Source organism: Chryseobacterium sp. CFS2 (assembly GCF_036543225.1).
GTDB classification, from domain to species: domain Bacteria; phylum Bacteroidota; class Bacteroidia; order Flavobacteriales; family Weeksellaceae; genus Chryseobacterium; species Chryseobacterium culicis_A.
In genome coordinates this window covers 1-16403 of record NZ_JAZHQU010000017.1, presented here as the reverse complement: position 1 = coordinate 16403, position 16403 = coordinate 1, and the positions used below count along the sequence as shown (strand labels likewise).

Below are 16403 nucleotides of genomic sequence, written 5' to 3'. Positions count from 1 at the left end.
AAAATTAACACTTATAGTAGATTTCAATATTGAAAGTTCAGATGTTTTAAACTGCTATTATATAAAAGAAAGCGATAAATTTCACGGGCAAGAAAAGCATTATATTTTAATCAAAAAAAAACAAAAAAATAAAAATGCTAAATCTGGCGAAATTCTAAAAGTAGATACATATTAACTAAATTAACTAATTAAATATTATAATCTTTAAAAATTCTATTATGAAAAAGTTTTTTCCCATTGCTTTTACAGCAATTGTCTTTTTAAGCATTTCATTTCTAATGGGCTTTCAATTTGGATCAGATAACGCCAGAAAAAAAGCAAATTTAAGAGCAGTTGAGATGATTTTAAACGATGAAATTCCTAATTACTATATGATAGTAGGTACGGTAGATTTTCTTATTAATAATAAGTCAGGAGATTTACAAATTGAACTAGAAAAAGCACAAAAAAAATCTAAAAACAAAAAACAAAATGAAAAAAATTAAGTTCTACGTTAAAGCTTTTTTTCTGATCACATACAGCAAAGATTTTAAAAAATTTGAAGAAGAATATTTCGGGGTTAGCCCCGAAATATTTTATATGGATGGAGAAAGAAAATTTTCTGAGAAAGAAAAAAAATATATGGAAATAATTAAAAAATGTTATAATAAAAAAATTTTACATCATGCATAAAAATACAGATCATAGAGACCCAGAAAGAAAAGCTAACGACTATTATAGACATTGTTTTGGCACAGAAAATTATTATCAATATAATACAGGACATTATTTAACAGATGGTGTTAAAGAAATTGCTGAAAATGAAAATTGTTTTTGGTTTGCTGATATAATTTGTAGTTACCAATATTTGAATAAATTCAAAAATACACAATATCAGAAATGGATTCTGGAAAGGGTTAAAAATTGTGAATTTAAAGTAACTGCTAGTAATTTGGATGATGGTGAAATTTTGATCACACAGGAAATACCTTTGTCTGATTTTTATTTTAAAGAACTTGTTTTTTTAAAAAAAGATAATATTATATTATTACCTTCAGAAGATTAAAAAATCTGCTCCATTTGGAGCAGATTTTTTTATGTTTAATTAAGTTTGATCAGGTTTCCCGTATTTTTTTTACGTTTTTTATAATATGATATTATACATTACTGTTTTTTATAATAAAGTTTCCCTTTATTTTTTTATATTTGTACATATCCTTTAATATGGCAAAACTAGGCGATAATCTTGCGAAAATCCGTAAAAAATATGATCTCACAATGCAGGAGGTTGCGGACACATTAGACACTTCTACAAGTACTGTTAATAAACTAGAAAAAGACAAAAAAATTACTTTCTTTATCAAATATCTATATTTTTGTAAAAATAAAGGTGAGGATTTAAATAAAATATTTGATGATGATGGATATAAAGATTTTATAAAACAAATTAAAAATAAAAAAAAATAATCAATGTATTTTGATTATTTTTTTTTTGTATTTTTGAAAAAAATAAGTATGGAAAATTTAAAAAGTCAAGCAGAAGAATTGAATTCTATAGACAAAGAAAAGGCTACAAAAATTATTTTAGAACTTTATTCAATTAAGGAAAACTTAAAGAATTTAGATGTTACCAAAGATCAACCGAAAGAGATCAATAAAAAGATCAAAAATTTTGAGAAAAGTATTTCTGTAGTAGAAAAAGATTTAGAAAATCTTTTTAATATTGAATTAAGTTTGAACAAAAAAAGAATGTTTCTAAAACTTAAAGAAGGAGATTTTGGAAAGGATCTTTTAGAAGTTGTAAAATATTTAGAATAAAATTTTGTAGATGTTTTTTCCGACTATAAAGGATTTTTTTTCTCAGCCTAGCACTATTTGTGTTAGGCTTTTTGTTTTATATTAAAAAATATCTTTGATGTTTTTTCCGACTATAATCGGATTTTTTTAGGCGTTCCCACAAGGGTCGGGCTTTCCGGACTCAATCTTTTTTTACTTCGGTTTACACCTCATAAAAAAAGGATTTCAAACAAATCCTCCAATCCCTAACGCTTTAATTCTTCAAATTTTTTTCTTTTGTCTGGAAGGATTTCCAGACTATTACGCCATAGAAAACTGCCCCGATGGAATCGGGGTTTTCCATGGCTGGAAAATTTGAAGAATTTTTCAGTTATGGAAGAGCAAGCGGGAATCGGGGAAACCCTGATTATATAACTGATTATCAAATAGTTAATTGTATTTTGTATGCAAAAAATTATAAAATATATAAATTTTTATACGGAAAACCGTAATAATTAGTAACTTAGCGTTATAAATAAATATAAATATTATGCATGCAGAGAAGAATCCGGATAGTTTTACTTCTACCAGAATAACAAATAAAACCTTATCATTATTAAACAAAATAAAAGCTTTAAAGAAGGTTAGTACACATGATGAACTTATCTTTCAGATGTTGCTTTTCTTTGAAAATAATGATCTTGATCCGGCTAATTTTAAAAAACCAGTCCCCGAACAGATTGCAGATTTAAGAGATACTTTTGTTAAGTTTTTTAGAACATTTGAGAATGAAAAACTTTTACCTTATGTTCAGAGAACTGATCAAAGTTTGATTTTAATTTTAGAAATTTTACAGAACATGGACTTATCTAAATTAATCCAAAATGTTCAAAAACAATCTGCAATATCTATAGAAAAAACTACTCCAATTATTGAAAATTCATCTAATGATGATAATCTTAAAATAGAAGTTTTGAAGTGTATTAATGAGCTTGAAAATAATAAACAATTTAATCAAAGGTCTGGAACATCTATTGTGGAAATTCGTTCAATAGATTATGAAGATATTATTAAAAAAATGAAAAAATTATGTTTATAGGAGTTCATTCGCCTTCTAAATCTGGCGGTGGAAATAAAGGAAGTAGTTCTACTTTGATGGACTATTTATCAAAAGAAGATGTGGAGTTATTAGATACTATTTCTGAAAAATTTTTAGAAGAAAATGAAGGTTCTTTAGATGCGTTAGAGCTTGAAAAATTGGAGTATGAAAATAGTATAAAGGAACTTGAAGAAAAAATGAAAAAACTTCGTTATAATGATATTCCAGATTCTAATGATCTTGATCTTTTAGATCATTATAAGGAAAAATTAGAAGGAATTGAATCAGAAATAGAATTATTGAAAGAAAATAATCTAATTTCTTTTGATGAAGAAAATAATAAATTTTCTTTGGATGAACTTCAAACAAATGAAAATAAATTGTTTGAATTAAATGCTGAAAAGGAGCAATTAAAAAAGGAAATAAATTCTGATGTATTTATTTTAAATAATAAAGATTTTGATGATGATACTTATATAAAGTTACAGGAAGATCTTGAAAGAAAAGAAGCTTTATTAAAAAAAATGGAATCAGATATTTCAGTTTTAGAAAGCGAAAAAGAAAGAATAAATACTGAGTTAAAGGATAAAGAAAAAACTTTTTTTACTTCAAATTTTGATAACTGTACTAAAGCAGAAGCAATAGAATTAATTGATAAACAAAGCAAGGGACTAGAAAAAAATGACACTAAATTTTTTATGCTTTCAGTTGATCCTAGTGAAAATGAGATAAAACATTTGTTAGACGATATTGTAGAAAATGTAGAGCTAATTAATAGTACAAAAGATTTAACTCCGGAGCAAAAAGAAGCGTTTGAAATAAAATTGAAAGACTATACTCACTCGGTGATGGAAGCTTATGCTGAACAATTTGATCGTACTAAAAAGAATGGAGAAAAGCTAGATAGAAATGATTTAGTTTACGTCGCAAAAATTGAATCAGAGAGAAAATATTCTCATAAAGATAAGGATGTTGTTTTTAATAGAGAGATACAAAAGGAGATTAACAAAGTTGAAAACTCTGATCTTTCTGAAGGTCAAAAGAAGCAGGAAAAAGATTTATTAGAAAGTGAATTAAGGTTAACCCCTTCCGGTGAAGTAATACGTGAAAATTTACAGAAAGAAGGTTTTCAAAATCATGTTCATATTGTGGTTTCAAGGTATGATAAAGATAAAGAAATGAAATTAAGCCCTATGGCTAATTCAAAGGGACAGAATGATCATAAAGTCGGAGGAAGGGACGTTCAGATCGGATTTAATAGAGTTGATTTTAAAATTAGATGTGAAGAAAAATTCGATCAACAGTTTGCATATAATCGACCCGATAAGGATAAAACCGCTGTAATGATTCAGGACAGGCGTAACCAAAAATCTAATAATCTTGATGTCCGGAAGGTCGTAAATAAAGAAGGTAAAGTAGATACTTTAGAAGCTTATAAGATGTATGCATCTACTCTTAAAAGCACAGGAGAATTACTATTAACAGGAAAAACAAAAAATCTTGATCCAAATACTTTGATTAATAAATTTAGTAAAGAAATAAATCCTGCTGAGAAATTACAGAGTATGATTAATCAGATTAATCCAAAAGAATTAGCAATCAGCTCTATTAAAAAGGCAATTACTAAAGGAGGATTAGAATTATAAAAAATAAAATATGAAATTACTTATAATAATAGCGATAGTATTAGGTTTGTTCATCATTGACTTTATCGTTTTCTCTTTAAGGTATACAAAAAAGTACTTTTTAGATATAGTGATAAATTTAGGTTTGAGCGTAGCTGTCAATTATGCGGTTTTCCGCATTTTGGAGTTTAAGAATATTGCGGACCAAAAATTTTTTTTATACATGGCAAGTCCGGTTCTGGGGCTGATGCTATTGATTAAGGTTATCTCAGGAAAACCAAAAGTGAAGGAGGAAGATAATAAAATGTATATAGAATTGGAGCATGAGGGAGGGAATAAAATCAGGTACAACAATCCTTATAATGGTTTTTTAGTTTATGGTGGTGCTGAAGCAGGAAAGACTTCCAGTGTAGGAAAACCTTTGCTCAAAGAATATATGCGAAATGGTTTTGGTCTTTTTATTTATGATGCTAAAGAGAGTGATTATGCTAAAGTAGCAATGAAAATAAAGGATGATATTAATTATTCTTTGCCTATCTACAATATAGATTTTTTTGATCCAAGAAGAAGCTACAGAACTAACATCTTTCATCCATCTGCTATTTTAGACGATCAGTTAGTACCTGAATTCGCATATGTTTTTTTTACCAGTCAGGTTAAAAAGGACTATAAAAAAGATCAGTGGTTTTCTATGGCTTTAGGTACTTTTAAAGCCGTAGCATGGGTTTTCTTTAAGCATTTTCCAGATTATTGTTCGTTACCACATATTTGTAATTTTATAATGCATAATGATGATGAAGCAATTGAAGATTTCATAAAAATAGACAATAAGGCAATAGGTTATGGAGGTTCCTTTCTATCTGCTGAAGGGAAGACAAGAACCAGTATAAAAACAACAGTAACAGATATTATAGGGGATTTTGCTTCTAATGTCAACAGTTGTTATGTTTTATCAGGAAATGATTTTCCGTATACTCCTTTAGATCCGGAAAATCCTAAATGTATAGCAATATCAAATCACTTTGTAGCAAGGGCTACAATTAGTCCATTAGTGGTTTTAATGTTCCTTACGATGGTTAAGCAAATACGTTTTGGGAATGAAATTCCTTTCGCCTTTTTCCTTGATGAAGCTACTACATTTGCAATTCCTGATCTTGAATCTTACCCATCAGAATTAAGAGAATATTTAATAGCCTTTGTCATGTTGACACAGAGTCCTTCTAAGCTTAAAAAGCTTTATGGAGAAGAGGATAGAGCTTCTTTTGAAAGTAATCTGGCTAATCAGTTCTACGGCTGGACGGCTGATATTGGCGCAATAGATATTTACGCAAAACAATTCTCTAAAAAGGATGAAAAGACGAAATCAGTAACCACCGGAGGAGGAAGAAAAAGCCGTTCTACAACTATATCAATAAGGGAGAAAGTACGATTTGATGGTGAGTTTTTTGGAAGCTTGAAACCAGGGGAATTTGTAGGTAAGGCGAAGAATGCAAATGTGAAAACTTTTCATACTCGTTTTGCTCCTTACAAGGGAGGTTCAATTAATGAAATGCCAATCATTAGGAATTTAACAAAGGAAGATATTGAAAGTGAATATAATAGGATTATTGATGAAGTTAAAAATACCGTATTTACTTAACGAGCAGAAAGAAAATTGGAAAAAAATCCACTATAAGTGGAAATATTTTTCCACTTATAGTGGAAAAAATAAAATAAAAATATTATCTTTGTATAACTAAATAAATAAAAATTATGAACAGATTTAACGTTGAAAAAAAGTTTTTGACACTTGTTTTAGTTGTGTTAATGTCGAACTTCAGTTATGCAGCTGGAAATGTTAGAGGAAAAGTAAATGAAATTTTAGCGGATTATGTAGCTCCGGTTTTTATTGTTTTTCTTCTAGTAGCTGCAATAGTAGGAATCATTAGAAATTTTGAACTCATAGAAGATAAGGGGAATGATGGAACAAGAATGAGAGGTTTTTCTAATGTAGGAATGCTTCTTTTATATGTTTTTGTTGCGGAAATCGTTGTGGGAGCTATCGTTGCATTAGCAGTTACAATTAAACTTCAGATCTAATGTATTCAGAAGCAAATCTTAAAGGGACGAAAGAAACCCCAATGGTTTTTGGAGTTCGAGGACGATTAATAATGTTGCTTGTAGCTTCAGAGGTATTAGAGACAGTAATTTGTGTAATATTGATGGTAGCCTTCTTTTTTAATAAGAAAATTGCCCTTGGATTTTTAGTTTTAGCATTTTGGCTGATCGGGTTCTTTTTTATTTTCATCTTTTTTAGATGGATTTCAACAGTAAAAGATTTTAAAAAAATAAAAAAGCGTCCTGATATAATTACTAATAAAAATTTAATAGACTATTTATAATGAATGTAGGGACGGCAGAAGCTTATAGTATCAAACAAGTTTCGGGAAATAATGTACTGTTTTCCAAATCCGGCAATATTGCTTTAGTTTATATATTGGAAAATCCGGATAAATACAATCTTGATGAAGAAAAATTCGATCAAAGATTAGAAGATCTTTTTTTTGCGTTCAGAACTACACCAAATGATGTTTACATCCATAAGCAAGATGTTTATTTAAAGCAGGATTTCGATCCCTCTATTGTAAAAGGAGATTTGTATCTGGATGAAGCTTTAAGAAAGCATTTTACTGGAAGAAAAGGGATAAAACATTATAGTGTGCTTTCTTTTGTATTAACAGGCTTAAAGTCTCTTAGTAAAAATTATTTGTCTAATCCTTTTCAATTTAGTGAAAAGCTTCAAAGTGAAGATAGATTAATTCTTTCAGAATTTGCAGATAGTGTAGATAAGTCATGTAATATTATTAATACCATTTACCGGACTAAAATAAGTCCTTTAGAAGAAAATGATCTTCGGTTCCATATTTATCAATATGTAAATGGATTTGAAGACGCAGGCTACTATGATATTGATTTTAGAGATAAAAAAATAGGAGAAAATTATTTGGATATTTTTTCCTTTAATAAAGCTGAATATTTTGGTGATCATATTTCAAATATAAAGAAAGATGCCATTTCTAAAGAAGATTTCACTGTTTGGGAGGGTACAATGGATATGCTGGGTGAAACTCTAAACTGTAATCATATCTACAACCAAATAATTTATTTTAAGGGAGATAAGATTGTAGAAAATGAACTTCGTATGGTGATGGATGAATACGGAAAGGTCAAAACAGGTTCAGAAAGAAATAATTCAAAATTCAAGCAGTTTGAAGATCTTTTAAAAAGTATAGCGGATCAGGGAAGTGATAAACTTTTAGTAAAAGCTCATTATAATTTAATAGTTTTCGATAAGGATAAAGATGAATTTGAAAAAGCTAGAAGCACTGTAAAAAGGTTACTAAATGAGAACTCTATTAATTTTTATAAGCCAGAAAAGGAAGTTTTTAAAGATATTTTCTTAGGTTCTATTATCGGAAGGCAATCTTCAATGCATATTGATAATTATTTCATTACCCATCTAAAACAAGCATTATGCTTATGGACTAATACAACAGTTCCAAAAAGTGATGAAGAAGGTGTATTTTTTAATGATAGAATGTTCCAGCTTCCATTAAAAATAGATAATTGGGATGTTGAAGGAAAACGGATAAGCGCAAGAAATACTATTACGGTAGCGCAAACAGGGGGAGGAAAGTCAGTGCAGGCACTTAACATTGTCACACAGCAACTTTCACAAGGTATTAATGTTGTGGTTGTAGAGTTCGGGCAGTCTTTTAAATTTATAACAAATTTATATCCTGAAATATCTAAGCATATAAGTTATAACTCTGATCAACCTTTAGGGATTAATCCTTTTATTTTAACAGAACAAGGATTAACAAATGAGAAACTTGATCTTTTACAGTCCATTGTTTTAAAAACATGGAGAGTTAAAGAAAATATGCAAAATGCACATATTGGGGTTTCTGTCAATAAGTTGATAAAAGAGTATTATAACCAAAGGAAATTTGGGTTCAGCTATCCGGACTTTTACAATTTTGTTGTTACAGGTGGAGAAGATCTTTTAAATAAATTAGATATAGACAAGGAATATTTTGATCTTAAAAGCTTTAAGCATATATGTTCTGAGTTCACAGAAGGTGGAAAGTATGAAAATATATTTAAAGAAAGTGAAGAGACTACAAAGATTATTAAGGACACACAATTTGTAGTTTTTGAACTTACCAAAATTAAAACAGATCCTTTTTTAGTTACCCTTATCTTACTAATACTACAGGAGACAATTAACTCTAATATCCTAGAAGATCGAAGTAAAAGAGGAGCGCTATATTTTGATGAATTTGCAGAAACAGGCGCTATAAGAGATTTATATACAGGGGAAGAAGTAATGCAGACGGTAGCCGTTCTTTATCAAAAAATTAGAAAGGAAAATGGATCAGTAAATATTATTATTCAAGATATGGGGCAGTTGCCTGATAACAACTATACTCAAGGAATTATAGCAAATACTCAGATTGTTTACATTCTTCCAACTTCAGAAGCAGGTTATATAAAGATTGCCGAAGTATTCAAGTTTTCTAAACATGATCTTTATCTAATGAAATCCCTGAAGAGTAATAAAAAAGCTAAATATGGATATACGGAACAGTTCATCAAGATAGATGATTATAGTATGGTTACAAGATTGGAGTTAAGCAAGCCAGCTCTTTTATCATTCCAAACAGATGGGGCATTATGGAAAGAACTTAATGATGATCTTGCTATCACAGGAAATATGATTCAAACAATCGAAAACAAAATAAAAAAATTAGAATATGAAAAAAGAAGTTTTTAATCTTTCAAAAAAAGGTAAGAGAGCTGTTCTTATAATGCTTCTCTTAGGAAGTATTTCCATAGTGGCACAGGTGGGGGTAACTTTAGTAGAAGACGTTAATAATGATTTAGCGAATAGAGAGAGACAAGCTGCCATGCTTAAACAACTACAGGAAGCACAAGCACAGGGACAAAAGCTTCAGGGTATGAAAGAGACGATCAAAAAAAATCTTGATTATTTAGAGCAGGTAAATTCAAATTTACAAAATGTTCAGACTTTAAAAGATATAGCAAAAAGACAAGCTCAGATTTATAATAATTGCATCCAGTTAAAAAATATGTATTCAAGAAATGTAAATATGGAGGTTGTTTTATATACTACAAAATCAACAAATCAGATCTTACAGGGAACTCAGAACAATATTAATGAAGTTTCAAAAATATTGTCTTCCGGAGTTTTCAATATGGGGGATGCTGATCGTTTACAGCTTTTACGCCAATATAAGGAAGATACTGAGGAAGCTATGGCGCAGTATGATATGGTAAAAGGAAAGGCGGAAAAGTATGCTTGGGCAATGGGAATTTATAATATGAAAAGGTAATACATGGAAGATTTACAAGTATTAGATTATGCAAGGGTTGAGAAAGCGTATACAGCGATAGTACTTGATCATGCAGAAATGATTGCTCTGGCAATTGGATTAGGCTTAATGTTCGCCATTTTTAATATCATTAGAACGATAAAGGAGGATGTTACAAACAACCAAGTAGATTATGTTGCCATTCTAAGATTATTAAGAGATAATGTTCAGACAGTAGCACTAATTCTTTTTATGCCTATTGCTATTCCTCTGGTAGAAACTATTTTCGGCTTTGTTCAGGGGTCTTTAATGGATCAATTAGGAAGTGAACCACAAGGATTTGTAGAAAATGCTAAAAAAGAATTATCTAACTTTTTTAATGAAGATGAGAGCCTGAACATTTTTAGTGTAAAAGATATTGCTTATGCTTTTTGGAAAAGTGTTGAATTTTTCGGAATATGTATAATAAAGCCTTTTCTTATTCTAGTTGATCAGTGGTCCTACGGTTTTGCCTTGGTATACAGGTTTATATTTTTAGGAATGCTTAAAATGGTAGCTGGAATAGCAATAGCCTGTAACATATATGAACCAACAAGAAAATATTTTGAAGGCTGGGTAAAGAACATGATGATCTGTTATCTGTTAATACCAGGATTTTTATTTGTAACCACATTTATTGATCTGATAAGAGAAACTTTCTTTCAGTCTAATGTAGAACTAGGAATTATCATTATGATGGTATTTTTAAAGATAATGGGTTACGGAGCTGTTCACAAGTTTTTATCATCTTCAATGTCTTAATATGAAAAATAACAAAGAGAAATCACCAATCCTAAAAGGCTACGATGATGTTGTAGAAGGTAAAAGAAATGGAAGGCTTGCTATGTGGTTAATCACTGTAGGAAGTGTAATTTTCGGACTCACAGCACTTATTATATCAGCATTACTACAAGCTGAATCTGCCAATAAAATGAAAGTTATTGACAGTACCGGCAGAGTAATTCAAAGCGATCTCAGAAGGGAAGAAGAGGTAAGAGTATCAACAATTCAGGCGCATCTTGCTAATGCTATGTTTTACCTTAATTCTTTCGATAGAAATTCAATCAAAGAAAATCAGGCTAGAGCATTGTTTTTAGTAGACAAAAAAAGTGCTGATCGAATCTTCAATTCTTATAATAGACAGGGGGCGTATAATGACGCATTACAAAGCGGATATATTTATAGGGCTAAGTTTAATAAGCTAACAGTTTTAGAAGGTAAAACAGAGCCTTTTACATTTGAAGCAGAGGGAGAACTCTCCGTAACAGATGGGAGTAGAACTATTACTACCAAAATAGTAGGAAAAGGAAATATAAGATATTCAAATCCTAATTTCCCTAACAATCCGCAAGGAATGATCATTTATGATTATCTGCAAGAATACCAAGATATGCCAACAGAACCCAATAAAGAAGAAGTAAAGGAGGTTAAAATGGATGCTATGCAGAGAGTAGATACAATAAAATAATTTATATGAAAGTAGAAAAGAATAATAAAGGAAAAGTAATTATTTTCAGTTGCATTGGTGGAGCAGTTCTTATCATTATTCTAGCTATTATCTATGTAGTAAGTAAAGCTTCAGGTTCTTCTGAAGAAGAAGAAGGAGGAAAACCACCAATCCTGAGCAGTCAGGATAATCTTACAGTAAAAGACATGATAGATATTAATGGTGGAAATGAAAATGATTATAGAGGGAATAAAAATTTAGATAGTATCAGGGTGAAAGATAATACAGCGCAATATAATGCTCAAATTGAGAATATTTACGGTGTAGGAACTCCACCAAAATCTAATTATTATCAACAGAGTACTCCTGCGCCATCCACCCCAAAAAATTCGCATAATGTATATGGGGATTACAGCATGTGGGAGAATAAAGAACCTGCAAATAGTAGGATAGGTTATAACAGTAAGAAGAAGAACCCAGAGCCAACAAGATCAGCAGATCCGCCAAAGTTTGAAACAGTTTTAGAGCCTAACTACAGCCAGCCAGTACAAAGCTATTCTCAGCCAGTAGAGAAAAAAAGTACTCAGGTAGCACAAGCCAAAGCGAAGTTAATTTCACAAGGATATGCCGTTAATAATAAAAGTATATCATTTGTTCTCTTAGAAACTTTCTCATTAAATGGAGAGCAGATCGTGAAAGGGAAGTCTTATGCATCCGGAACAATTAAAATGGAAAGAGATCGCCTTTATGCTAAAATAAATTCGATCAAGGCTAATGGCAAAACTTATCCTGTAAATGGAAAGATCATTGGATTTGATGGGGATGATGGCCTTCCAATTTCAGCAGGAGAAAGCTCTGATATTGATGGAGCCGGAATTGTAAAAGATGAAGCTGTTAATCAAGTAGGCAGAATCCCAATAGTTGGCGGAATAATAAGAAGAGTTTCAGGATCAGGATCAGCAAGAACCAACTCTGATAAAGTTGCATTATCAAATAACATAGAAGTACAAATAGTAATTTATAATTAAAACCTTAACAAAATGAAAAGATTTTTAATCACAATGTTTGTGTTAAGTAGCTTCATTAGCTACGCACAGCACACAAAGAAAAAAGTTTACAGAAAACCTGTAAAGAAAACTTACACTCAGAAAAAAACTTCAGTAAAGCCCACTGAAGAAGTAAAACCTGAAGTAATTGAAAAAGCCCCGGAGGTTGTAAATTCTACTCCGGTTCCGGAAGTGGTTGAAGCTCCTAAAGCTGAAGTAGTACAGGAAAAAGCTGACTACGAAAAAACAGCTGAGAAAATCTTACAACATAAAGGATGGATCAATAACAGAAATTCATTTTTAGTCCGTGGGGTGGAAGGCTTTGTAAAGGGCGTTTACTCAGCAAATGGGAAAATTTTTGTTATGATTGAAGTATCGAACAGGTCTAATATCAATTATGATATTCAAAATGTTTCTTTCATCACAAGCCCAGCAAAAAAGAAAAGCAAGGCTATTGATACTGAAGAAAAATTATTTATTCCTATCTGGAGTAATCAGCCGGAAACCATATCAAAAAAATCCACCTCTAAAATAGTTTTCGTCTTCGATAAATTTACCATAGCTGAAAACAAGACTTTAAATGCGGTAATCAATGAAAATGATGGGGAAAGGAATTTAACGTTAGAGGTAAAACCGCAATATATTTTAGGAGCAGAATACATTAAATAATGACACGAATTATGAAAAACAGAATTTTAGTATTAGCATTACTTTTAATCACATTTGTAGTGCAAGCACAAGGAAGAAGATCAGGACAATCAGGAATTCATGCACAGTACGGATATATGCCTAATTCAAAGGATAAAGACACTGTTAAAGGTAATTCCTTTATGGCTATCGCAGGTTATAATCATGTTTTTGGAGATAAGGGCTTCTTAGGAAAAGCAGAACTTTTCTACATGAAAAATAATGTTTCTTATACAGGAGGGCAATATTTACCTTATGAAAGATATGGGTTAAATATTTCAGCAGGTTACAGTTATGAAGGGCTTTACCCATTATTTTTAAATCTTTATGGAGGTGCATTCGCAGGATATGAGAAGGTAAACAACGGAGACGAAAGAGACCCTCTTTATAATGCGCAGATTCCTGCTAAAGTAAAAGGCTTTACATATGGATTAAGCGGTTCAGCTGAACTAGAATTAGTTTTAGTGAGAAGGCTTTCTCTTATTGCTAATTACACGCAATTTTATGATTTACAAACTAAATTTTCTAAATCAAACTACGGAATTTTCGGAGGCTTAAAATATTACATCAACTAAACAAAATACAATTATGAAAAAGTTTTTAAATTTATTTACAGTATTATTTGCAATCGTAGCAATCACATTTACTATTCAATCATGTTCAGAGGATGGAGACTGGGAGAATGGAACTAATGGCGGGCAATTTGGGTTTACCATAGAAAGGGATGATTTTTTCATTGAAAAGGCAGTCGGTGAGATCAATCAGATCAAGTTTAATATTAAGCCAAATTACAACTTTGAAACGGTGGAAACTACTTTTAAGTTTACTACCAATATGAATGGTATTCTAAAGCTTAATGGAGAAGTTTTAGAAGCTAATAAAGAATATAAGTTTTCTAAGAAAGATAATATTTTTGAATACACAGGGAACGCTTCCGGAGATCACAATTTGAAAATCAGTGTGAAAAATGATAAAGGAGCATCAAAAGAGGAACAATTTTCCCTAAAATATGGTGTAAGTGAATTTGCACATACTTATGTAGGAGGTTCAGCTCCAATATGGCAGGCGGACGAAGCCGTTTACTCAATGAAGATTACGCCTAATGCTAATACTCCATCAAATGGATTTAAAATTAAATTTACAGAGTATAACGGTGAAATTAAATTTAATGGTGTTCCAGCACAGTTAGGAGTTGAATATCCAATTAACAATATAAATAGTTTTACAACTATTTTAAAGACGAATGTAGCCGGACAAGTTGCACTCCGTTACACCATTAGTAACGCAACTGTTAATAAGGATTATGAGATTCAGCAGACAATTCAGGCAAGACAGATTGTTATTGAAAGTTTAAATCCGAGTGCATTAAATGTTACCCCTAATACGCAAATGAGCTTATCAGGTATCATTAAAAAGTCTCCTGATACTCCTAATAATTCAAATGCTATCAGTTACAGAACTTGGATTTCTTCATCAAGTAATAACAACCCAAATGCAATTCAAACAACCAATAATGCATATGTTCCTTATGCTCTGGGAACGAATGGTACAATTACTATTAACTTCAATGCAGTTGAACAGGGTACATATACTCTTAACTTTCAGGCTAAAGATGAATATGGAAATGAATCTGCTGTAAAGACATTTAACATTACTGTTGCCCCTGCTGTCCAATTTGTTGGTAACATTGCAGGAAGTATAGATCTTAAGTTTCAGACTTCAGGTGCTTTAATGAGAATGTATTTAATGGGCTTTAATAGAACAGTGAAAGCACAAGCAGGGGGAAGCACACTAATCACCAATGTGAAATATACTGTATCTTGGAATCACGGATCTACTCCTTATTCATATGAGTTTACAGAAAATGTAAATGGAGCAAGTATTGATATTCAAGGGCAAGGCTTCCAGACAGGTCAAGTTTTATGGCAGACTTACGCTTTAACTGGAAACATCCCGAACCCGCCAACCAGTGGAACTCTAAAAATTGAAGTATTTACAAATTCCGGACAAACAATACAGAGTTCTGTAACAGTTCCGGTTAGCTTCAGCCAATTATAATATTATTTATTTAGTAAGAGTCTCCATAAAGGAGACTTTTTTTTGCACAAAAAAGACCGGAGCTACTAAACAACCGGTCTCTGTAATTCAAACTATTAAAAAATGATGCGCCTATTATTAATACGCATTATTATTAATAATGCAAAGATAGAAAATTATTTATTATCGCTTACCTTTGTAGGGTCTTTAATCTTTTCATTGTAAAAGAAAGATAAATTACTATGTACGACAGCCGGATAAATCCGGCTGTTTACTTTTATCTTACATATACTATTGATCCAGCTGGAACTACATTAGTTAGGAATTGAGGATTTGCAAATTTTAGGATATTGTAATCAAAAGATTTCCCTAAAGCTTCTAAAGTAGTGGGTTCTTTTATTCTTATCATTTTAAGATCAAGAAAGCTATGTTTAAAGTATTGAGGTCTAATATTATGTTCTTTGTAAAAATTAAAAAGATAGTTTACTGCAATAAAAGAAGGCACATAAGCTTGAGTTTCTTTTGGTAGATATGGGCGAACCTTCCAATAATTTTTTGTCCCTGCTTTTCTAATAGCTTTTCGCACATTTCCAGCGCCACAGTTATAGGCAGAAATTGCGAGATTCCAATCACCTAATTCTTTATATAAATCTCTCAAATATCTTACAGCTGAATCTGTATTTCCTACCGGATCGTAAAAAATATTTACATAATCGTTCTGTTTAATGCCATACTGACCGCCTGTTGCGGGCATAAATTGCCACAAACCTTTTGCCCCAGCCCATGAACCAGCACGCGGATTTAAAGCACTTTCTACACATGCTAAATACTTCAGTTCTAAAGGCATTCCATATTGAGCTAACTTAGATTCAAAAAGAGGAAAGTAATACGTTGAAAGTCCTATAATTTTACTGTACCATTTATAGGATAAAAATTTTTTTGTATAACTATAAGTAATGTCGTTATAATCAATGTTTAATGGAGTATTTTCATTTAAAAATGCAAATCTTTGTTTAAATGTGTCAAGATGCAAATTTTCGTCTATGTCCTGATCTTCGCCCAAACTTTTAATGTACTCCTGATTATACTTAATATAAGTCTCCTGCGCCAAAAGTCCAGAAGGAATAAAGGCAATAAAAGAAAGAATAAGAGTTTTTTTAAGGAAATTAAAATGCATTATAGATCGTGTTTTACATTCTCAAAAGTACAAATAATATACCTATTTATCCACTTATGGTGCAATTATTTAAAGATATTTTGCAGTTTTATTATAGTCAAACACTCCGTGTTTAT

General features: G+C 30.9%; 19 protein-coding genes. 18 read left to right on the top strand and 1 reads right to left on the bottom strand.

The genetic code is table 11. From position 1 onward, the window contains the following. Positions 1-218: 218 nt before the first annotated feature. The 18 genes from ODR02_RS23430 to ODR02_RS23345 all read left to right on the top strand — a co-directional run bounded on the left by ODR02_RS23430 (position 219) and on the right by ODR02_RS23345 (position 15131). Positions 219-485 carry a hypothetical protein gene (locus ODR02_RS23430; RefSeq protein WP_309513741.1) on the top strand — a complete coding sequence of 89 codons (267 nt, stop codon included), beginning with the start codon at positions 219-221 and terminating at the stop codon, positions 483-485. Next, a complete protein-coding gene (locus ODR02_RS23425; RefSeq protein WP_309513740.1) occupies positions 472-672 on the top strand; it encodes a hypothetical protein in 201 nt (66 codons plus the stop codon). Before ODR02_RS23430 ends, ODR02_RS23425 begins: the two co-directional genes overlap by 14 nt. Continuing rightward, the gene (locus ODR02_RS23420) at positions 665-1045 is read left to right on the top strand and encodes a DUF6876 family protein (RefSeq protein WP_309513739.1); all 381 of its coding nucleotides are present in this window, start codon (positions 665-667) and stop codon (positions 1043-1045) included. Before ODR02_RS23425 ends, ODR02_RS23420 begins: the two co-directional genes overlap by 8 nt. Before the next feature lie 158 nt (positions 1046-1203). After that, entirely contained in the window at positions 1204-1446 is a 243-nt protein-coding gene (locus ODR02_RS23415; RefSeq protein ID WP_309513738.1) for a helix-turn-helix domain-containing protein, read from the top strand. A 48-nt stretch (positions 1447-1494) separates the two neighbouring features. After that, positions 1495-1797: a hypothetical protein gene (locus ODR02_RS23410; protein WP_309513737.1), complete on the top strand. Its 303-nt coding sequence runs from the start codon at positions 1495-1497 to the stop codon at positions 1795-1797. 508 nt (positions 1798-2305) lie between these two features. Continuing rightward, a complete protein-coding gene (locus tag ODR02_RS23405; RefSeq protein ID WP_309513736.1) occupies positions 2306-2854 on the top strand; it encodes a BfmA/BtgA family mobilization protein in 549 nt (182 codons plus the stop codon). Beyond that, positions 2845-4500, top strand: a complete 1656-nt coding sequence (locus ODR02_RS23400) for a DUF5712 family protein (RefSeq protein WP_309513735.1) — start codon at positions 2845-2847, stop codon at positions 4498-4500. The genes ODR02_RS23405 and ODR02_RS23400 overlap by 10 nt, the downstream gene beginning before the upstream one ends. Before the next feature lie 10 nt (positions 4501-4510). Further along, positions 4511-6118 carry a type IV secretory system conjugative DNA transfer family protein gene (locus ODR02_RS23395; RefSeq protein ID WP_309513734.1) on the top strand — a complete coding sequence of 536 codons (1608 nt, stop codon included), beginning with the start codon at positions 4511-4513 and terminating at the stop codon, positions 6116-6118. A 113-nt stretch (positions 6119-6231) separates the two neighbouring features. Continuing rightward, the gene (locus ODR02_RS23390) at positions 6232-6558 is read left to right on the top strand and encodes a hypothetical protein (RefSeq protein ID WP_309513733.1); all 327 of its coding nucleotides are present in this window, start codon (positions 6232-6234) and stop codon (positions 6556-6558) included. Next, positions 6558-6860 carry a hypothetical protein gene (locus ODR02_RS23385; protein WP_309513732.1) on the top strand — a complete coding sequence of 101 codons (303 nt, stop codon included), beginning with the start codon at positions 6558-6560 and terminating at the stop codon, positions 6858-6860. Before ODR02_RS23390 ends, ODR02_RS23385 begins: the two co-directional genes overlap by 1 nt. Then, the gene (locus tag ODR02_RS23380; protein WP_309513731.1) at positions 6860-9295 is read left to right on the top strand and encodes a VirB4 family type IV secretion system protein; all 2436 of its coding nucleotides are present in this window, start codon (positions 6860-6862) and stop codon (positions 9293-9295) included. Before ODR02_RS23385 ends, ODR02_RS23380 begins: the two co-directional genes overlap by 1 nt. Next, a complete protein-coding gene (locus ODR02_RS23375; RefSeq protein ID WP_309513730.1) occupies positions 9276-9875 on the top strand; it encodes a hypothetical protein in 600 nt (199 codons plus the stop codon). Before ODR02_RS23380 ends, ODR02_RS23375 begins: the two co-directional genes overlap by 20 nt. A 3-nt stretch (positions 9876-9878) precedes the next feature. Next, the gene (locus ODR02_RS23370) at positions 9879-10655 is read left to right on the top strand and encodes a hypothetical protein (RefSeq protein ID WP_309513729.1); all 777 of its coding nucleotides are present in this window, start codon (positions 9879-9881) and stop codon (positions 10653-10655) included. Between the two features lies 1 nt (position 10656). Continuing rightward, positions 10657-11361: a hypothetical protein gene (locus ODR02_RS23365; RefSeq protein WP_309513728.1), complete on the top strand. Its 705-nt coding sequence runs from the start codon at positions 10657-10659 to the stop codon at positions 11359-11361. Between the two features lie 5 nt (positions 11362-11366). Then, positions 11367-12368 (top strand): conjugative transposon protein TraM, encoded by a 1002-nt coding sequence (gene traM, locus ODR02_RS23360; protein ID WP_309513727.1) that lies wholly within the window; start codon positions 11367-11369, stop codon positions 12366-12368. 12 nt (positions 12369-12380) lie between these two features. After that, entirely contained in the window at positions 12381-13055 is a 675-nt protein-coding gene (locus ODR02_RS23355; RefSeq protein WP_309513726.1) for a DUF4138 domain-containing protein, read from the top strand. An 11-nt stretch (positions 13056-13066) separates the two neighbouring features. After that, the gene (locus tag ODR02_RS23350; protein WP_309513725.1) at positions 13067-13648 is read left to right on the top strand and encodes a hypothetical protein; all 582 of its coding nucleotides are present in this window, start codon (positions 13067-13069) and stop codon (positions 13646-13648) included. 13 nt (positions 13649-13661) lie between these two features. Beyond that, complete coding sequence (locus ODR02_RS23345) at positions 13662-15131, top strand: TraQ conjugal transfer family protein (RefSeq protein WP_309513724.1); 1470 nt, start codon at positions 13662-13664, stop codon at positions 15129-15131. A gap of 256 nt (positions 15132-15387) precedes the next feature. Here the strand turns inward: ODR02_RS23345 and ODR02_RS23340 are convergent, their stop codons facing one another. After that, positions 15388-16287, bottom strand: coding sequence for a lytic transglycosylase domain-containing protein (locus tag ODR02_RS23340; RefSeq protein ID WP_309513723.1), 900 nt, complete (start codon positions 16285-16287; stop codon positions 15388-15390). Between the last annotated feature and the right edge of the window lie 116 nt (positions 16288-16403).